This is a genomic window from Chryseomicrobium aureum, from assembly GCF_043182735.1.
GTDB classification, from domain to species: domain Bacteria; phylum Bacillota; class Bacilli; order Bacillales_A; family Planococcaceae; genus Chryseomicrobium; species Chryseomicrobium aureum.
Genome location: NZ_CP171117.1, coordinates 1,774,203 through 1,791,442, shown reverse-complemented (window position 1 = coordinate 1,791,442; position 17,240 = coordinate 1,774,203). Strand labels below are relative to the sequence as shown.

The window sequence follows — 17,240 nt, the reverse complement described above, 5'->3', positions numbered from 1 at the left end:
CAGAATTCATGGGGGGAGTTAATAAATGGAATGGAATATATTATTATCTGCTACTGTAATTGCAGCAATAATTTCAGGAATTATAAGTTTTTCGACACAACTATTCTTTGAAAAGAAAAGAGTTAAGGAAAGTAATCAAAGAGAAATCAAAGAAGTCGACAAACTTATATTACATGAACTATACGCTCCAATATTAGATGTTTTATCGTTTAATATTTTCCCGGGTGATGGTTACGAAGGTATAAGTTCGGGTCAACTTACAGATATCAGAAAGATTTTAGATAATAAATCACTTCTAGTTGATACTGAACTTGCAGAAATTGTATATGGCTATGAGGAAGACTTAATTCATTTGTGGCGAAATAATTCCTTATCCGAATATGATGAGAAGTGTCTTGATGATGACAGAAAATTATTAGAGCATGTAAATAAAATATATAACTTAAAAAGGAAGAGTTTAAACTATCCTTATGACAAGGAAAATTTATAGCGCTTTTTAACATCTAACTGTAATTAGTTGGATGTTTTTTTATTGACAAGGAGGGTTTTAAAATAGAAAAAATACTATTCTTCATACTTACCTCATTTGCTACATTCCTCACGTTCTTAATTGGAGGATGGCACTTAATGCTAACAGTTTTAGTTGTTGTGATGGCATTAGACTATATCACAGGCATTATTAAAGCAATTGTTACGAGGTCGCTTAGAAGTCAAATTGGATTTAAAGGAATCTTACGGAAAGCCACAATCATGCTAGTTATTATACTAGCAAATATGCTCGATATATTATCGGGAACAGGATTACCAGTTGTAAATGCTGATTAAAAACGTCAATTTGTTGACGGTATTGTTTGTCCAGGAATTGACGGATATAATGTCCTTAACAAACCTGAAGAAAGGAAAAGACGCCTCCCATGATGTCGGCCATTACCAGTGGCGCGACGGAAGACGTCCCTCAAACAATATGATTGTTGTCTCTGATTATAGCATAGTCAAATGCGCCGAGAAAAGCGTTTTTTATTAAATGTGCAGAAAAGGTCCCTTGTCCCTGTTGCGAGCATCTGGAGTACAAGGTCATTGGTTCGAGAGAGCGTAAGTTGAAAGATGAGACAGGTAGTGCAAGAACATTTGTGGTCAGAAGGTTGCGTTGTAAACAGTGTGAGAAGATCCATCATGAGCTCCCTGACCTGATGATCCCCTATAAACGTTACGCTGCATCCGTACTTGAAGAGACGATCTTCCAGAGCTCCCACCTGACGGTGGCGGTAGATGAATCGACTCTGTATCGCTGGAGAAAGTGGTTCGATGAGTTGATCGACTACTGGCTGTTCATCCTACAATCCATACTTATTCAATTTCAGAAGAATGAGGCCTCGATAGCCGACCTGTCCAGTCGGCTATTGCCTGTACATAAGCGAGTCGGACAATGGTTCGGTTCAGCACCTGGTTGGCTGGGAAAGATTGTCCATCCGGTTGCGAACCGTCATTTTTGGATACATACCCGTTCTGCGTTTTTGTCCATCCTCCCATCGACTACACTTCAATTATCGACTAGAAGGAGTGTGGAGAATGGGAAGAACAAAAGCAGATGAGAAGGCGACAAATCGGTTTCAGATGATCGCGCCACTATTGAATGAAGAACTAGATCAACAGGAACGAGGAAGGCTCCTCAAGCAGGTCGCGTCACATCATGGACTTTCTGAACGCACCATCCGGCGCTATCTCTCACAATTCAAGACTGAAGGGTTCGAGGGGCTGAAACAGAAGCAATATCGATCAATCCCAGTAGAGTCACAGGACCTGGTGCTCGAGCAGGCCATCTTATTGCGACGTGAGGTGCCGAGCAGGAGCATCGCCTCCATCATCCAGATATTAGAATGGGATGGAGTCGTAGAAAAAGGTACATTGAGGCGCTCTACATTGCAGGAACGGCTAGCCAAGCGTGGTTATAGTGCGCGCCAGATGAAGTTGTATCATGAGACATCTGGTGCTGTCCGTCGTTTTCAAAAGCGCAGTCGAAATGCCTTGTGGCATTCTGACATCAAATACGGACCGTACCTGCCGATCGGACCAAACGGCACGAAGAGACAGGTCTATATGGTGGCCTTCCTCGATGATGCGACACGGTTCCCATTGCACGTCTCGTTCTATGAGATGCTTGACGCACGGTGTGTTGAAGATGCGTTTCGCGAATCTGTCCGAAAGCATGGTGTGCCAGAGAGTGTGTACTTTGACAACGGCAAACAATATCGCACGAAATGGATGGCAAGGACCTGTTCCAAATTAGGGATACGTCTCCTCTATGCCCGTCCCTACTCGCCTGAATCGACTGGGAAGGTAGAACGTTTCAATCGAACATTTGAGGAGTTCCTACAAGAGGTGAAGCTCGAAAGTCCACAGACCACCGATGAACTGAACAAGTGGCTGGAGGTCTGGTTGGAAGAGCGCTATATCCATAAGCCACATCAGGCGTTAGGTGAGAACACGACGCCGCTCGAGGCCTATCGCAAAGAAGGTACACCGATCCGTCACATATCGGCTGAAGACCTTGCGCATGCCTTTCTGCATTCAGAGAGCCGAAAGGTCGATAAAGCCGGTTGCATCAGTTTCCAGGATGAGAAATATGAGGTCGGAATAAACTTCGTGGGCTGTAAGGTCGAGATCACCTATGATCCACAGGACACCGATGAATTGATCGTAGATTACCCAGGATATGATAGCTGGAAGGCAAAACGATTGGTGATAACCGAGCGGACCGGAAGGCGTCCATCCCTTCCAGAAAAGATGACGAAGGAACCTGCCGGTTCTTCAAGACTTCTAAAAGGTGCACAGAGAAAGAACAAAGAGCGACGGGCAGCTGCCATGACCCCTACTGTTCCAGCAGTCAGCTTCCGAAATATCGGAAAAGGAGGATCAGAACATGTTTGAATCCTTCTTTGAGATGCGCCATACCCCTTTCTCGCGTAGCATCCCGACAACTGAACTCTATGAATCTACTCAGCTAGAAGAGATCATCGGACGACTAAACTACGCCGCAGAACGTCAACTGTTTGCGGTGATGACCGGAGAATGTGGACTCGGAAAGACGACAGCGATCCGCCGGTTCACAGATCAGTTGGACCCGTCGCGTTTCAAACTCCTCTATCTTTCCGACAGTAAACTGACACCCCGTCATTTTTACAAGGGGATGTTAGAACAGTTAGGACTTGAAGCGAAGTTCTATCGAGGTGACTCGAAACGGCAATTACACCGCGAGATCGAACTGATGAAAGGCATCCATAAGTTGACGCCCGTCGTCGTCGTGGACGAAGCACATCTACTCGACCGTGAGATGTTAGAAGAGGTGCGCTTTCTATTGAACTTTCGTATGGATGCGCAAAGTCCGATGGCATTGATCATGGTCGGTCAGACGGAACTATGGGACCGCCTACAGTTACAGTCCTTTGCGGCAATCCGTCAGCGTATCGACATCCAGTTCAAGCTCGACCACCTTGATCGGTCGGAGACCGAACAATACATGAACAAACATCTGCGCTATGCAGGTGTCGAGCGAGATATCTTCAGTGACCTGGCAATCGATGAGATCTTCAGTTACTCGAGTGGCGCATCCCGATTGATCAACAAGTTGGCGACACATTGTCTTCTGTTCGCAGCACAGAATGGCTCCCGCATCATCGACGACCGTATGGTCAAGAAGGTGATCGAAGGTGAACTGGCATGAAGAAGAGCCGTTGGAAGAAGATGCGTTATGAAGAAAGTCTCGACTGTTGGGTGGTCGTCTGGGATGACGAGACAGGTTACAGGATGCGATGCGGAGAATGGTTCGAGTTGTACCTTGGGTACGGGAAGGTGCTCTCGTGTCGTCTAGAGCTCGGAAGAGATTGGTACATCATCACTGGGCAACATGAGGTCCGTTTTTATCTGAAACAAAATGAGACATATCAGGTGAATCTATAAATCATCAATGGGAGGTGCCACTGGCAGCCTCCCATTTGTCTAATGACAAAAAATCCGTCAGGACTTGGACAAAATCATCCATCAACTTACGGTCATTATTTGGCGTCATTAACAACCAGTCTTTCGGACGATGGTGATCTTTTTTTATGTGGGAAATGAGTGTTTATCCATAATCGAGAATCTAGGAATTATAGGCGTACCGCTTCCTGATGGATTAGTAAAGTTTATTGAACAACTATCTAAAGAGGGAAGCAATAACAATGTGAAGGATGATACAAATGAATAATCTAGAGCGTTTACAAATGGAAACTAAGGGAATCGAACTTGAACAACCAGAAATGATGATTTACTTGGAGGAAAATGGACTATCAGCACACGATGAATATAATGCAAGTTCGGCAGATAATAAGAAGGCAATCTATCAAACAGCGCTTGGAGTATTAGAATCAATTGCAAACAATCCCAGTCTGATGAAAACAATTCGCTTAGATGATATGACAGTCTCACAGTTTCACGAAAATCTAATGGAACGAATTGACCAATTAACAAAGAAGATAAGACAGATGAAAACGGATTACTCGAATACTAGTGATGTTTTCATGCTGTTTATGTAGAGGTGAGAGCATGGACTTATTATCAAACGAACTGATGGACGATGTATTTGAGACTATCTCAAAGCCAATTATGATTAATGACAAGTTAGTTCCTTCTATTATAACTAACACACCATTAAGCAAAGGTGACGAACAGGAAACGAAACATCTCCACACCAAGCAGAAGGTGAATCAAGGGGATATTATACATTTAGGAGGTGCACAATACTTAATAATAACTGAATCTATCTCCAAGCGTCATAATCAGTATAAAAACGTCATAGAGCATTGTAACCAGATGCTAACGGTTAAAGGACAGAGTGTGACGATTCGAGTAGGTTTTGATGCATTAGGTAAACCAATTTATCAAACAACCCAAGATACTTACGAAACACCATGTGTGATTGGATTTAATCGAGTAGGTTCTACAAGTAATGTCGGTAATATGATGATACTTGAAAATTCTTTAATGGCGAAGATTAAAAAGAATAGCGACAATGAGCAATACGTTAAACTGAATGAAGAGTACAGCATCATGGGTAAAAACTATAAGGTTTCTCATATAGATAACGTGCAAACAGGATTGTTAATTGTTCAATTGGATGCTATCCTTTAAAGTTTGCAATAACCTCACATTCCTGTAAAATGATTATAAGAAGATTGATTCGAACCTAGTTCGTAAATTGTAAGGTTCGCATATCGCTCAGATTGTTGATTTGACTGAGTTCTATAATTTAGAACTTTTTTCTGGACGCGGGTTCAAATCCCGCCGTCTCCATTCGAGCCTTGCTTGTGTGGCAAGGTTCAATGGTTAATAACCGGAAGTATCAACTTCCAAGAAAGCCTCTTAATCTCATTGAGATTAGGAGGCTTTTTCTTTGTCTCTAAAAACTCCTCCAGAAGAGAATACTCCCGAGTTAGGTGCCATTCTATTAGTCTTTGGCATTTAAAACTCCTTCAGAAAGAAAGACAGAAGGTGAGGTGCCTGTTTTAGACTCAATTCTGGCAGGTGATGAGACTCAGTTCGAGACGAAGTCGAAGAAGTGTGGCTCGTTATCTGCCGATCTAGAATTGTGGCTGTGACAGGCTCCGTCTAAAAAGAAAAAAGCACACCGATAGAAATTTCTTCTATCACCCGAGGTTCGATTCTGTCAAAGAAATAAAAACCAATAGTGGCCGATTCGCTTTTTGAGCGAATCGGCCACTATTCTTCTTAGTTCTCCACATAATCAACCTCAGACAACAGACCAAACACATATCGGTACTTCTTTTTACTGAGAAGTTGTAAACAATCAAAGTTTAGAGTCGGCTTTGCCTCTACCTTTTCTATCTAGATACTCAAGCATTCTCTCTGCAAGTATCTTGAGGCGGGCTGTGCTAACGCAAGGCCCGATTCATCGAGCGTATAGTCACAGTCTAGGACAGCAAGTTTACACAAACTGACACGTTACTTTTCAAATCTCTATACACTTTAGACTCTTCTGCATTAAAAACTCCTCCAAAAAGAAAGACGGGGAAGTGAGGTGACTGTGACAGGCTCCGGCTTGATAAACTTAGCCCCATCAACACCAAAAAAAACGGCACCTCCTTTCGGAAATGCCGTTTCTATTTCTATTAAACCAAATCAATTTATATCATCATGGGCAGGCTTACTTATTGTGTTTAAGCCGGGTTTGTCGACCAGAGTCCTGCACTTTTTACGAAGACACGTGGGTGTAGCTTCAAGCTTGCGACAATTAAGTCAGCGAGATCTTCTGGATGCATGACACGTTCCACATCGCCAGTAATCAAGTTAGACTCTTGCGCAAGGTCAGTGGCCACGGTACTTGGCGTCATAGCTGTTACGCGGATATTGTGCTTGCGTACTTCAAGGGCAAGTGATTCCGTAAGACCTAAGACTGCGAATTTCGAAGCACTGTACGCGCTCGTCACTGGAGCTCCTTTTTGCCCAGCAGATGACGAGATATTGATGATATCGCCTGAGCTTTGTTCAATCATGCCTGGTAGTACAGCGCGCGTTGCGTTGTAAACGCCCATCAAGTTGACGTCGACAATATTCTTCCACTCTTCCGGAGACAAATCCATAAAGCCTCCAAATTTTGCGATGCCCGCATTGTTAATCAGAATATCAATAGCTCCAAGTTCACTTTTGAGCTGTTCGATTGCTTGCTCGATCGCAGCAAGATCTGTCACGTCTGCAGAAGCAGTGGCTACTACGACACCAGTATCTTTCAGTTCGTTCGCTACATTATCTAAATTCTCTTGATTCAAGCCGATTAAACCGACATTGACTCCTTCGTTAGCAAGCGCTATGGCAGTTGCACGGCCAATACCGCGTCCGCCACCTGTGATAATTGCTGTCTTTCCTTTGATTGTTTGCATCGTAACACTCCTCGTTTAGGGAATAAAAGATTCCACTTTACTACACTTTCTCATTATCGATGATTTCTAGAAGAAATGCATGTATCGCGACTTAACGAAATAGCTCTTGTTACCTGTCTTTTTTTCATATACGCTACTTACTAAAGAATGGTATAGAAAGGAAGATAAAATGCTACCACAAAAACGAATCAGAGACTATGGCGTAATAATTGGTCAACTGGAGACCGGCCCACTAAATAAAATAACTGATGTCGCTGGCGTTACAGTCGGACATGTGACACTTAGTGACAACAAGGTGCAAACTGGTGTGACGGCCATACTTCCTCATCCAGACACTATCTTCGAAAATAAATTGATTGCCTCGAGTCAAGTCATCAATGGTTTCGGGAAAACAATGGGCACCATTCAACTTAAAGAATTGGGCACGTTAGAGACGCCTATTTTGCTCACGAACACATTAAGTATTGGAGTAGCTGCAGATACACTCATAGACTACATGCTAGAGAGAAATCCGGAGATCGGAAAGACTACCGGTACTGTAAATCCTGTCATCGGTGAATGCAACGATATGTTTTTAAATGACATACGAGCCAAATCAGTGAAACCGGAACATGTTCGCCAAGCACTTGAAAATGCATCTTCTGAATTTGAAGAGGGGACGGTTGGTGCGGGAACTGGAATGCTCTGTTATTCGTTAAAGGGAGGGATAGGATCTGCTTCCCGTATAATGAACATGAGTCATGGAACGTACACGATGGGCGTCTTAGTCTTATCAAACTTTGGAATATTATCCGACTTACTGATCAAAGGCAAGGCTGTTGGGCAGGAACTGAAAGCAGCAAGAGAAGATTCTTATAAAGAAGAAGACAAAGGTTCCATTATGATTATCGTGGCCACTGACCTTCCTGTTTCCGAAAGACAACTAAATCGGATTATCAAAAGATCGGTGACCGGACTTTCACGAACAGGTTCAATCATCACGCATGGAAGCGGAGAAATCATTATAGGGTTTTCTACAGCAACAAAAATTCCACATTACAAACCCGAAAAACTAATGGCTGTCCCGCAAGTCCATGAAGAGGATCTAGACATCGCATTTAGAGCCATTGGGGAAGCCACAGAGGAAGCCGTGTTGAACTCGTTAGTAACTGCAGAAGCGGTAGTTGGGCGAGACGGAAATCATAGACCAGCGTTTAAAGATTTAATTCAGAAATACGGAATATCTCTTACTCCTTAAAATCAACTATCCAAGAAACGATGTGAACCCCATTGCCAGCAAAACCAATCTACGTCGAGATTGAAATCCAAGAAGATATAGAAAAAGTCTGGGAATATAGTCAAAATCCGAAGTTGCACGAGCAGTGGGATTTGCGCTTTACCTCCGCTTTATAATCAAGGAATCTAACGGACATTTGAATGCTACGCATGATATGACGTTGTTTGGAATTCACTTTTTGCATATTGATTATGAGATGATTGAAAAGACAAACAATGGGCCGAACCCTGTACTTTACTGACTAAAAATGGTTTACTAGAACGATACAGTAATTTCTTTTTAAGATAAAAGTAGGTGACCAAAATGGGAAAATATCAATTAGATGAGAAAAGCAAAGCACTGGCAGCGAAATATCAAGATGGTAAGAAGCCAGCTGTTTCGAATAAAAAAGAGAAACTTGATCAAATTCGCGAAGCTTATTTAAAGAAAAAACAAGAGAAACAAGAGAATAAATAATAAAATCCTTTAGCCAGCTCACTCATGAGTTGGCTTTTTCTTAGTTTAGATATAAGCAGATAATTATTTTTAAAGGGAAATTATGATATCTTTAATTCGAGGGAGTATTATAGCTTGATTTAGGGTATAAAACTCTTAGCAAGACAAACTATTTTAGAATAAGGGAGGCACTACAATGAAGAAAGTTTCGTGGTCAAAATTCATGTTCTTCGCAATGCTGCTCTTGTTACTAACCTTAGCAGCCTGTAGCAACAACGAGACATCAGATGAACAATCCATGGATGACTCTGACGCTACGACAGAAGAGACAAATGAAGAATCAACAGAAGCGGATGCAGATGGAGGTACTGAAGTTGTTACGGATGATTCAGCAGAAACTGAACCAAAAGTTACGGACTTTGAACCAGCATTTCCAGAACAAACAAGAGCACCTGCAGTAACGACTGAAACAGAACTTAATGTGGAAGTTATTGCGGAAGGACTTGACGTATCATGGGGTATGGAAGAGTTTGAACCAAACCGCATCCTGATGACACAAAGAGATACGTCAGAACTTCTAATTGTTAACCTTGAAGATGGGGCTGTTTCTGATCCAATTGAAGGTACGCCAGAAGTAAACAATGAAGGTCAAGGTGGATTACTGGATGTAACCGTAGCACCTGATTTTGCCGAATCACGACTAGTATTTTTAACATTCTCTCAAGATATTGAAGGCGGAACTGTCACTGCTGTCGGGAAAGGTGTTTTATCAGAAGATGAAACTGCACTCGAAGGTTTTGAGGTGATTTTCCAAGCGACACCAGCCTATGAAGGTGACTTACACTATGGTGGCCGCATTATCTTTGATGAAGCTGGCAACTTGTTCTTAACAACGGGTGAGCGTTCAGATGATCCAATTCGCGAGCGCGCACAAGATTTAGATGCGTATTTAGGGAAAGTTATTCATATTACACAAGATGGAGAACCAGTAGACACGAATCCATTTATTGAAGATGAAAATGCACTTCCTGGCATCTACAGCTATGGACACCGTAATATTCAAGGGATAGACTTCAATCCGCAAACAGGCGACTTATGGATTGTTGAATTCGGTCCTCAAGCTGGAGATGAACTAAACATTATTGAGCCAGCGAATAACTATGGATGGCCAACCGTTTCATACGGTATCGAGTATTCGGGTGAATTAGTCAATGATGGTATTTCAGAACACGAAGCGCAAGGCTTTGTAGAGCCCGTCTATTACTGGGATCCAACAAGTGCGCCAAGTGGAATGTCCTTCTATGATAATGACGCCATTCCTGAATGGGAGAACAACTTGTTCATCGGTGGCTTAGCATCGAGCTATATTGCACGTGTTGTAATTGAAAATGACATTGTTGTTGGAGAAGAACGTCTATTGTCTGAAGAAGTGCAACGATTCCGTGATATTCTTGTAACACAGGATGGCGCGCTGATTGCAATCACGGATGGTGGTCTGATTTACAAGGTCACTGCAGCGAATTAAATTGCAGCTATTCCAGAGTATAAATACAATTTTATGATAGTTTCAAAAGATCCTTGCTGATGCAAGGGTCTCAGACTGTAGACAAACTCAATATTTCATGAGTTTGTCTACAGTCTTTTTTCTTTTTATAATAGATTTAACAACTGTTTAGGGGGAACACGACCATGATGACAAAGAATATCGGTAATCAGAGAGACCAACTTGAGATGTTGACGATTGACCAACTGGTCCCTGAGGACCACTTAGTTCGCAAACTCGATGCGGCAATCGATTTCTCGTTCATCTATCCATTGGTCGAGGACCTCTATTCTTCGACAGGTCGCCCGAGTATCGATCCAGTCGTGCTCATCAAGATGACGTTCCTTCAATATACGTTCGGTATCCGTTCGATGCGCCAGACGATCAAAGAGATCGAGACCAATATGGCCTATCGTTGGTTCCTAGGTTTTGGGTTCCATTCAGAGGTGCCGCATTTCTCGACGTTCGGGAAAAACTATGTACGACGCTTTGCTGATACCGAGCTGTTCGAACAGATCTTCTATCGTATGTTGAAGGAGATCATGGACACGGGGCTACTCAGTAGTGAACATGTCTTCGTCGACTCTACACACGTGAAGGCATCCGCGAATAAACGTAAGTTCACGAAGAAGACTGTCCGTAAAGAGGCGCGTGCCTATGAAGAGAAGCTCCAACTGGAGCTAAACCTGGACAGGCAGGAACACGGTAAGCGACCATTTTCACCAGATTCATTTGAAAAGGAAGAATACAAGGAGATCAAAGAATCAACGACGGATCCCGATAGCGGTTATTACGTGAAAGACGAGAGGACCAAACAGTTCGCTACTCTTTCCATGCAGCCACGGATGAAAAAGGTTTTGTACTCGCGAATCTCGTCACACCAGGCAACGTCCATGACAGTATCCCTTTCCAGTCCATCATCGACACTGTGATTGAAAATGTATGTAAAAAGACCAATAGTAGTGGCAGCAGATGCCGCGTATAAGACACCTGCGATTGCGAACTATCTTGTAGAGAACCAGATGTTGCCGGCCTTTCCTTATAAAAGACCGATGACACGTCCTGGCTACTTCAAGAAACAAGAGTATGTCTACGATGAGCACTACAACCATTTTGCTCACGCCATTTTGGCTGAAAAATAGCCAAAAAAAGAGAAAGGATTCGAAATCGGGTAGATTTCGAATCCTTTTGTCTACAATCTGAAAAGAACTGCTTTGCAGTTCTTTAATTCTTATTTAGTTGTCCACTCTTAATGAAAGTAAGATTTGAGATACAACAGCTAATATAGGTAACTCAATTAGTGGTCCAATGACCAAGGCTAACGCAATCAGTGGTTGATCTGGAAATGCTGTTACAGCAATTGCCAAAGAAACAGGAGAATTACGAGCAATGATAGTAAGACTCAGACTCACTGTATCTTCGTAAGAAAATTTCATTGCTTTTCCTACGGTTTGTGCAACAACAAAATTAATAACAAAGTAAAGTAAAATTGGAATAATTAATATATAAATGACCTCAAGATTATTGAATAAATAGTTGCCTTGAGATGCGAACATAGCTGTAATTGCTAATGATAAAAATATAATCTGTGCAGATGAGAAAAAAGGGACGAGTTTCTTATTTAAGAATGTTACTTTATTCCTCAATAAATAACGAGTTAAATGAGCAAGTGTAAAAGGTATAACTAAAACCAGTACAATACTTTCTATAATAGTCGATATTGGAACGGATTGAATGGTTCCTGCAAAAATGAAAAGATATACAGGTAAAAGTAACACCTGAAGGATTAAATTAATTGGTAATACAGAAGTGGATAATGACACATTACCTTTGGCGATAGATGTGAACATTAAATACCAGTCTGTACAGGGTGTAACCATTAACATGATAAATCCGATCCATAATGCAGGGTGATCTGCAAGAAAGATTGCACCAAGACCCCAAGCTAATAAAGGAGTCCAGCCAAAATTTATGATGGTATTCGCACTTAAAAACTTTATGTTTTTAAATGCATCCTTTAAATGTTGCAAAGGAATCGTTAGAAATAATCCATATAGCATGAGTAACAAAAATGGAATGATGAATGACTCGGCATTCTGTTCAAAAAAGATGAATTGACCTATTAAAAGTCCGACACCTACTGCCAATAAAATAATTACGGTTTGAAACTTCTCTAAAATATTCATGATTATACTCCTTTTATAATTATAGAGATAGGTGCGCACGACTAACTCTTGTGTTATTAAGGATAACTTAGAATTAATTCAATTACTTTTACAATATTGATCTCTAATTCGAAAGGAGTATCAAAAACATTGAAGAACAGACAATGGAAGGCGATTTATAATAATGATCGTAGTTATGATGGAGAATTCTATTATGCACTTTCAACAACTAAAACGGTATGTAGACCTTCTTGTACATCTCGTACCCCTAATCCTAAAAATGTGTCTATCTTTAGTACTGTTGACGAAGCTATAGATCAAGGGTTTCGCCCTTGTAATCGGTGTAAACCTGACCAATTGGAATGGAATGGAATGGATATAAAAAAGAACTTGTAGAAAAAGCAAAGCATTACATTGATCTTCATTACGAGAAGAATATTACATTAAAAAGTTTAAATAAAGTATTGCAAAAGAATCCTTATTATATTCAACGATCATTTAAAGAAGTATTGGGGCTTACTCCCTTACGCTATTTGCATCAAGTTAGAATCAATAAATCCAAAGAGTTACTAAAGAAGCATACTTATTCAATTACAACAATTGGATTAGAAGTAGGATACAATGATAGTGCACATTTTTCTACAAAATTTAAAGAACAAGAGGGTATAACGCCAAAAGAATTTCGCAAACAAATATTGAAATAATAGGTAGTTTACTTGAATGATATCTTTAGGTCTTCCGGGATGTTTTTTCTAGAACAGCGAAAAAAGCCCTAATTTCATAATTAACTTTGAGAAATTGGACTTTTATATTGGATTATCCTTAACGTTGTAAATCCGCATTTTCCTGACTCTACCCCTATAGTACTTGTCTAACCTTTTTGTAGTATTTTACCTTCCACTTAAACCCCACTATGGTATTCTAAATTACAAATAGAGCAAAAAGGAAGAAAAGGGCTAAGTCATGTACTATATAGTCATCACACTTTTACTAGAATCTGAAACACTACTTCTCCCGTCACTCGAGAAAGGACAAGAGATTCTTTCCTATTAAAAAAAGAATTACAGCAATCTTATATTTGAAGAGCACAGCCCGGCAGTAACTAAATTAGCTGATAGATACTTGATAACTTCTAATAAATAATAGAGGCGGAGCCGACTCGAAGAAATTGAAAGGAACAACTTCCTGAAAAGAAGCACTACAACAAAACAGATTCAGCTGGAGATGATTGTGGAAGAGCAAACTAAGAAGAATCGCGCTGGGGCCGCTCAATTCGAGCGGCCCCAGTTCTTTTGGTTTTTAATTTAGTCTTCATAGCAAGCATCGGAAGATGAATCTGGCTTTTTCAAGTAGATCAAAGATATAGAGAAGTGGTATCCAGTTATTATTTCACACCATACTTCCGATCTAGCTGCACAATCTCCGCATCCCGATTCGGCACACCGTCCACTAAATCTACAAGCATGGAAGAACCGAGCATACTATAGACAGTCCCGTTACCGCCGTACCCTAGCAAATAATAGTGATTTGGTTTCGCCGGATGCTCACCGACAAACGGAAGATTATCGATGGACTCACCAAAACTTGCAGCGTAACACGCATTGATTTCAAACTGTTGCTTCGGAAAATGCTCATGAAGCGCATCTAGTAACCGTTGCCCACGTTCTGCAATCAACTCATCGGAAAGTGGCGCTTCCGGCTTATCTTCATCCAGACCGCCAACGACTACCGCATTTTCTTCCGTCAACCGCATGTATAAATAAGGACGTTTCGTCTCCCAAATCAACGCACGCTCGTGCCATTCGGAAATATCCTCGACCGGTTTTGTGGCAATCGCATACGATCTATTGATATCCGCACCGATTCGTTTGCCAACAGGAACTGTTTCATACCCTGTTGTGTAGACGATCTTTTTTGCATGAAACGTTCCGTTAGATGTCCGGACTTCCAAGTGGTCTGCTTGCTCGAATACGTCCTCTACTTCTGTATAGGGGAATAGATGGCCGCCACCTTTTTCGACTTCACCAAGAACGCCTTGTACAAACTTTAACGGATTCACTTCCGCGTCTTTGTACGTGACGAGTGCAGCGGGTTTTGAAAACGGCAAGTTGGCTTCGACAGTTGTTTGGTCCCAGTATTCACAAGGGAAGCCATGAGCTTTTAGTGTTTCATATTCCTTTTGAAGCTTAGCTACATCTTCTTCAACACTCGCGTAACAAATACTTGGACGACGAATGAAATCCGCACTTACAGGTAATAATGTAGCCACTTCATCTAGTTGATCCATCGCCTCTAAGCACATCTCGTAAAATCGTACAGCATCTGGTTCACCGATTTGTTCAATCAGCTCATGGAGCATGATGTCATTGGAATATTGAAGCAATCCCGTATTTGCACTCGTGCTTCCCGAGCCAAATTGACGTTTATCTAAAACTGCCACCGATTTCCCGGCTTTCATAAATTGAAAGGCAGTCAACGAGCCTGACATTCCGCCGCCGACAATCACGATGTCGTAGCTTTCCAAGCGTTCATGTACCTCTTGAGGTTCGAATGGTGGCGTTGTTTGTGGCCAGTAAAGCGATCCGTTATGTATGTTCATTAGTCGCGTCTCCTTTTATAGGTTGATAGACCCACTATACCCATGTCGTATCTTCCGTTAAACTAAGGGTATACATAAAGGAGGAATTCCATGCACCAGCCACATATTTTAGTAGTCGACGGAATGGCGTTATTGTTTCGTTCATTTTTTGCGACAGCTATGTCCAATCAATTTTTCTATAATGAACAAGGTCTTCCAACAAATGCCGTGCAAGGATTTGCGCGTCACGTACTGACAGCCCGCTCGATTTTTACTCCATCTCACGTCGTCATTACATGGGATAAAGGAATGCACACTTTCCGTAATGAGTTGTTTGAGGGCTATAAAATCAATCGTCCAGCACCGCCTCAAGAAATGATTCCGCAGTTTGATATGGCACAAGAATTATCTGCTCAGCTTGGGTGGGTCAACCTCGGCGTCGTGGGTATGGAAGCAGATGATACAATTGCATCCGTGACGAAAAAGTGGGAAGGAGAAGGGAAGTTTACTATCGTTTCTGGAGACAAAGACCTTCTTCAACTTCTAACTCCGGATGTTTCGATTGAATTCACGAAAAAAGGGTTCTCGATTTATGACTCGTATCATTTAGAACGATTTCGCGAAGAGTTTGGAATCGAGCCGCACCAATTTCCAGATGTGAAAGCCTTTATGGGGGATAGCAGTGATGGGTATCCTGGTGTGAAAGGTATTGGGCCGAAGACCGCACTTCATCTCATTCAAGCCTATGGAAGTGTGGACGGTGTGCTCGCAGCAAAAGAGGAGTTAAAACCGGGTCAACGAAAAAAGATTGAAGAAGCGGGAGAGCTTCTAGCAATCTCTAAGCAGTTGGCAGTTATTCGAAATGATGTACCAATTGAAGTGGAACTGAACGATTTATATTGGGAAGCAGTCCCTTACACAGCAAAAGAGTTTTGTGAGAGCAATGGCTACAAGCAAGTCTTGCGTCAGCTACTGTAAAGGCGCAATTTTTACAAACGTCACGATTTTATGATTCGGACCGTATGGTATGCGACGGAGTTTACTTTCACGTCCGCGGCCTCCATTATCATGAACAAGTAAAAACAGTTCGCCATCATTTACAACAAAACCGGTCATCGGTACCCAGTGATAGGAGAAAGATGTTTCTGAACGAAATTGAAATGAAAAATATTTATCAAACTTGACGGCTACTGGCCGTCCTTTTTTTAGTTCATTTAGCGCTTCTTGCAATGTGCATTTTTCTGCGCGCCAATCAGAAGGCAATAACTTGTTCAGAAATTTTACGAAGCGAAATGTAAATAATCCGATGCGGGTTCCACGAAGTGACTGATACAGTTCATTGACCGAGTAGGCAGGAAGGCCAGCATGTTTCAATAGTAAATGCGCTGTTACAGGACCACAAGCAGAAGAGCGAAGTTCGGGTGCCACAGAGTCATCGTATTGGGACATCCCCGAAAAAGGAAGTACTGTTTTCATCAAATCCCTCCATAAGAAAAGCGCACCACATGGGTACGCTGTAGTTACATTATAATTTTCCGCTTTCTTCGTTCAATAAACCTTGTAGGGCATTGCGGAACGATTGATACGTCTCAATCTCCACATGCACGCCGGCGCGGACGATTTCTTGGATCAACTTTGGATTGAAACCAACATAAATTGGGCGCATCCCCATAAGTTTTAATGAGCTATTTAAATTGGAAATTGCGAGGGCAAGTTCATTAAAATCAAAGCTAGAAACATCATCTGTAGATACACCTGTGTAATCAAAAACCACATTTTCGACTTCTCGATGCTCTGCTATATAGGTTAGAACTTCCGTTTCAATATTGTTGAAGCGCTCTCTGTAGATATAGCCTGCTACTGGAACCAAAATGGTTTTTGATACAATAGAAGGAATGATAGGAGACGACATGTTATAGACAATCGATTTATAGTACTCCAACTGTTCTTTCAGTTCAAGAATCTCTTGTTCAGTAGTCATAGTGATCTCCTATTCGTTTACAGACTCTAAAAAATCAGTTACTTGTTGTGGCGATTTCGCATTCGCACTATGAAGATGAGCAGTCTTTTCGCCGTCTTTAAAAATTAATAAGCTTGGAATTCCCATGACTTCATACTTCTCTGCAATTTCAGGCAGCTCGTCACGATTTACGTCATACCACGTATACTGATTGTATTCCTCTACGATTGGATCAATGAACATGTCCATACGACGGCAATCCGGGCACCAGCCAGCTTGGAATTTTACGAGTACCTCTTTCCCGGAATGAATCACTTCATTGAATTGTTCTACTGTTTTAATTGGTTCCAT

21 protein-coding genes and 2 pseudogenes are annotated in these 17,240 nt (G+C 41.6%); 16 read left to right on the top strand and 7 right to left on the bottom strand.

The features are described from left to right. Positions 1-25: 25 nt before the first annotated feature. The 3 genes and pseudogenes from ACF3OH_RS09425 to ACF3OH_RS09415 all read left to right on the top strand — a co-directional run. Positions 26-490: a hypothetical protein gene (locus ACF3OH_RS09425; RefSeq protein WP_392454263.1), complete on the top strand. Its 465-nt coding sequence runs from the start codon at positions 26-28 to the stop codon at positions 488-490. Between the two features lie 41 nt (positions 491-531). Next, positions 532-825 carry a phage holin family protein gene (locus tag ACF3OH_RS09420; RefSeq protein ID WP_392456751.1) on the top strand — a complete coding sequence of 98 codons (294 nt, stop codon included), beginning with the start codon at positions 532-534 and terminating at the stop codon, positions 823-825. A 194-nt stretch (positions 826-1,019) separates the two neighbouring features. Beyond that, positions 1,020-1,280, top strand: a pseudogene (locus ACF3OH_RS09415) (DUF6431 domain-containing protein); the annotation flags it as partial. Between the two features lie 67 nt (positions 1,281-1,347). Here the strand turns inward: ACF3OH_RS09415 and ACF3OH_RS09410 are convergent. Then, complete coding sequence (locus ACF3OH_RS09410) at positions 1,348-1,530, bottom strand: hypothetical protein (RefSeq protein WP_392453993.1); 183 nt, start codon at positions 1,528-1,530, stop codon at positions 1,348-1,350. Between the two features lie 39 nt (positions 1,531-1,569). Between ACF3OH_RS09410 and ACF3OH_RS09405 the strand changes: the two genes are divergently transcribed. From ACF3OH_RS09405 to ACF3OH_RS09380, 6 genes are all read left to right on the top strand, one after another. Continuing rightward, positions 1,570-2,928 (top strand): DDE-type integrase/transposase/recombinase, encoded by a 1,359-nt coding sequence (locus ACF3OH_RS09405; protein WP_094943789.1) that lies wholly within the window; start codon positions 1,570-1,572, stop codon positions 2,926-2,928. After that, the gene (locus ACF3OH_RS09400) at positions 2,921-3,721 is read left to right on the top strand and encodes an ExeA family protein (protein ID WP_094943787.1); all 801 of its coding nucleotides are present in this window, start codon (positions 2,921-2,923) and stop codon (positions 3,719-3,721) included. The genes ACF3OH_RS09405 and ACF3OH_RS09400 overlap by 8 nt, the downstream gene beginning before the upstream one ends. Next, positions 3,718-3,957, top strand: coding sequence for a DUF5348 domain-containing protein (locus ACF3OH_RS09395; RefSeq protein WP_204592022.1), 240 nt, complete (start codon positions 3,718-3,720; stop codon positions 3,955-3,957). Before ACF3OH_RS09400 ends, ACF3OH_RS09395 begins: the two co-directional genes overlap by 4 nt. Positions 3,958-4,087: 130 nt before the next feature. Next, positions 4,088-4,243 (top strand): phage holin family protein, encoded by a 156-nt coding sequence (locus ACF3OH_RS09390; protein ID WP_392454261.1) that lies wholly within the window; start codon positions 4,088-4,090, stop codon positions 4,241-4,243. Continuing rightward, the gene (locus ACF3OH_RS09385) at positions 4,236-4,571 is read left to right on the top strand and encodes a hypothetical protein (RefSeq protein WP_392454259.1); all 336 of its coding nucleotides are present in this window, start codon (positions 4,236-4,238) and stop codon (positions 4,569-4,571) included. The genes ACF3OH_RS09390 and ACF3OH_RS09385 overlap by 8 nt, the downstream gene beginning before the upstream one ends. 10 nt (positions 4,572-4,581) lie before the next feature. Next, a complete protein-coding gene (locus tag ACF3OH_RS09380; protein WP_392454257.1) occupies positions 4,582-5,166 on the top strand; it encodes a hypothetical protein in 585 nt (194 codons plus the stop codon). A gap of 1,046 nt (positions 5,167-6,212) precedes the next feature. Here the strand turns inward: ACF3OH_RS09380 and ACF3OH_RS09375 are convergent. Continuing rightward, positions 6,213-6,932 carry a 3-ketoacyl-ACP reductase gene (locus ACF3OH_RS09375; RefSeq protein ID WP_392454255.1) on the bottom strand — a complete coding sequence of 240 codons (720 nt, stop codon included), beginning with the start codon at positions 6,930-6,932 and terminating at the stop codon, positions 6,213-6,215. 169 nt (positions 6,933-7,101) lie between these two features. Here ACF3OH_RS09375 and ACF3OH_RS09370 point away from each other — a divergent pair, with 169 nt between their 5' ends. From ACF3OH_RS09370 to ACF3OH_RS09355, 4 genes and pseudogenes are all read left to right on the top strand, one after another. Continuing rightward, positions 7,102-8,169, top strand: a complete 1,068-nt coding sequence (locus tag ACF3OH_RS09370; RefSeq protein WP_392454253.1) for a P1 family peptidase — start codon at positions 7,102-7,104, stop codon at positions 8,167-8,169. Between the two features lie 342 nt (positions 8,170-8,511). Then, positions 8,512-8,664: an alcohol dehydrogenase gene (locus tag ACF3OH_RS09365; RefSeq protein ID WP_204591951.1), complete on the top strand. Its 153-nt coding sequence runs from the start codon at positions 8,512-8,514 to the stop codon at positions 8,662-8,664. 175 nt (positions 8,665-8,839) lie between these two features. Beyond that, complete coding sequence (locus tag ACF3OH_RS09360; protein WP_392454251.1) at positions 8,840-10,168, top strand: PQQ-dependent sugar dehydrogenase; 1,329 nt, start codon at positions 8,840-8,842, stop codon at positions 10,166-10,168. Between the two features lie 164 nt (positions 10,169-10,332). After that, positions 10,333-11,295: pseudogene (locus ACF3OH_RS09355) on the top strand (IS1182 family transposase); the annotation flags it as partial. Positions 11,296-11,421: 126 nt separating this feature from the next. Here ACF3OH_RS09355 and ACF3OH_RS09350 read toward each other — a convergent pair. Next, positions 11,422-12,372, bottom strand: a complete 951-nt coding sequence (locus ACF3OH_RS09350; RefSeq protein WP_392454249.1) for an arsenic resistance protein — start codon at positions 12,370-12,372, stop codon at positions 11,422-11,424. A gap of 96 nt (positions 12,373-12,468) precedes the next feature. Between ACF3OH_RS09350 and ACF3OH_RS09345 the strand changes: the two genes are divergently transcribed. Together ACF3OH_RS09345 and ACF3OH_RS09340 are read left to right on the top strand one after the other, a co-directional pair. Continuing rightward, on the top strand, positions 12,469-12,747 hold the full coding sequence (locus ACF3OH_RS09345) for an Ada metal-binding domain-containing protein (protein WP_392454247.1): 279 nt from the start codon (positions 12,469-12,471) through the stop codon (positions 12,745-12,747). Beyond that, entirely contained in the window at positions 12,714-13,055 is a 342-nt protein-coding gene (locus ACF3OH_RS09340; RefSeq protein ID WP_392454246.1) for a helix-turn-helix transcriptional regulator, read from the top strand. Before ACF3OH_RS09345 ends, ACF3OH_RS09340 begins: the two co-directional genes overlap by 34 nt. A gap of 680 nt (positions 13,056-13,735) precedes the next feature. Here the strand turns inward: ACF3OH_RS09340 and ACF3OH_RS09335 are convergent. Then, entirely contained in the window at positions 13,736-14,950 is a 1,215-nt protein-coding gene (locus tag ACF3OH_RS09335; RefSeq protein WP_392454244.1) for an NAD(P)/FAD-dependent oxidoreductase, read from the bottom strand. A gap of 90 nt (positions 14,951-15,040) precedes the next feature. Here ACF3OH_RS09335 and ACF3OH_RS09330 point away from each other — a divergent pair, with 90 nt between their 5' ends. Beyond that, positions 15,041-15,907 carry a 5'-3' exonuclease H3TH domain-containing protein gene (locus tag ACF3OH_RS09330; protein WP_392454242.1) on the top strand — a complete coding sequence of 289 codons (867 nt, stop codon included), beginning with the start codon at positions 15,041-15,043 and terminating at the stop codon, positions 15,905-15,907. Here the strand turns inward: ACF3OH_RS09330 and ACF3OH_RS09325 are convergent. From ACF3OH_RS09325 to ACF3OH_RS09315, 3 genes are read right to left on the bottom strand one after another with little or no spacing between them, the layout of a single operon-like run. Further along, the gene (locus tag ACF3OH_RS09325) at positions 15,899-16,405 is read right to left on the bottom strand and encodes a hypothetical protein (protein ID WP_342528676.1); all 507 of its coding nucleotides are present in this window, start codon (positions 16,403-16,405) and stop codon (positions 15,899-15,901) included. The two genes, ACF3OH_RS09330 and ACF3OH_RS09325, sit on opposite strands and share 9 nt — an antisense overlap. 49 nt (positions 16,406-16,454) lie before the next feature. Beyond that, entirely contained in the window at positions 16,455-16,910 is a 456-nt protein-coding gene (locus tag ACF3OH_RS09320) for an STAS domain-containing protein (protein WP_342528678.1), read from the bottom strand. Between the two features lie 9 nt (positions 16,911-16,919). Next, positions 16,920-17,240, bottom strand: a complete 321-nt coding sequence (locus tag ACF3OH_RS09315; RefSeq protein WP_204591941.1) for a thioredoxin family protein — start codon at positions 17,238-17,240, stop codon at positions 16,920-16,922.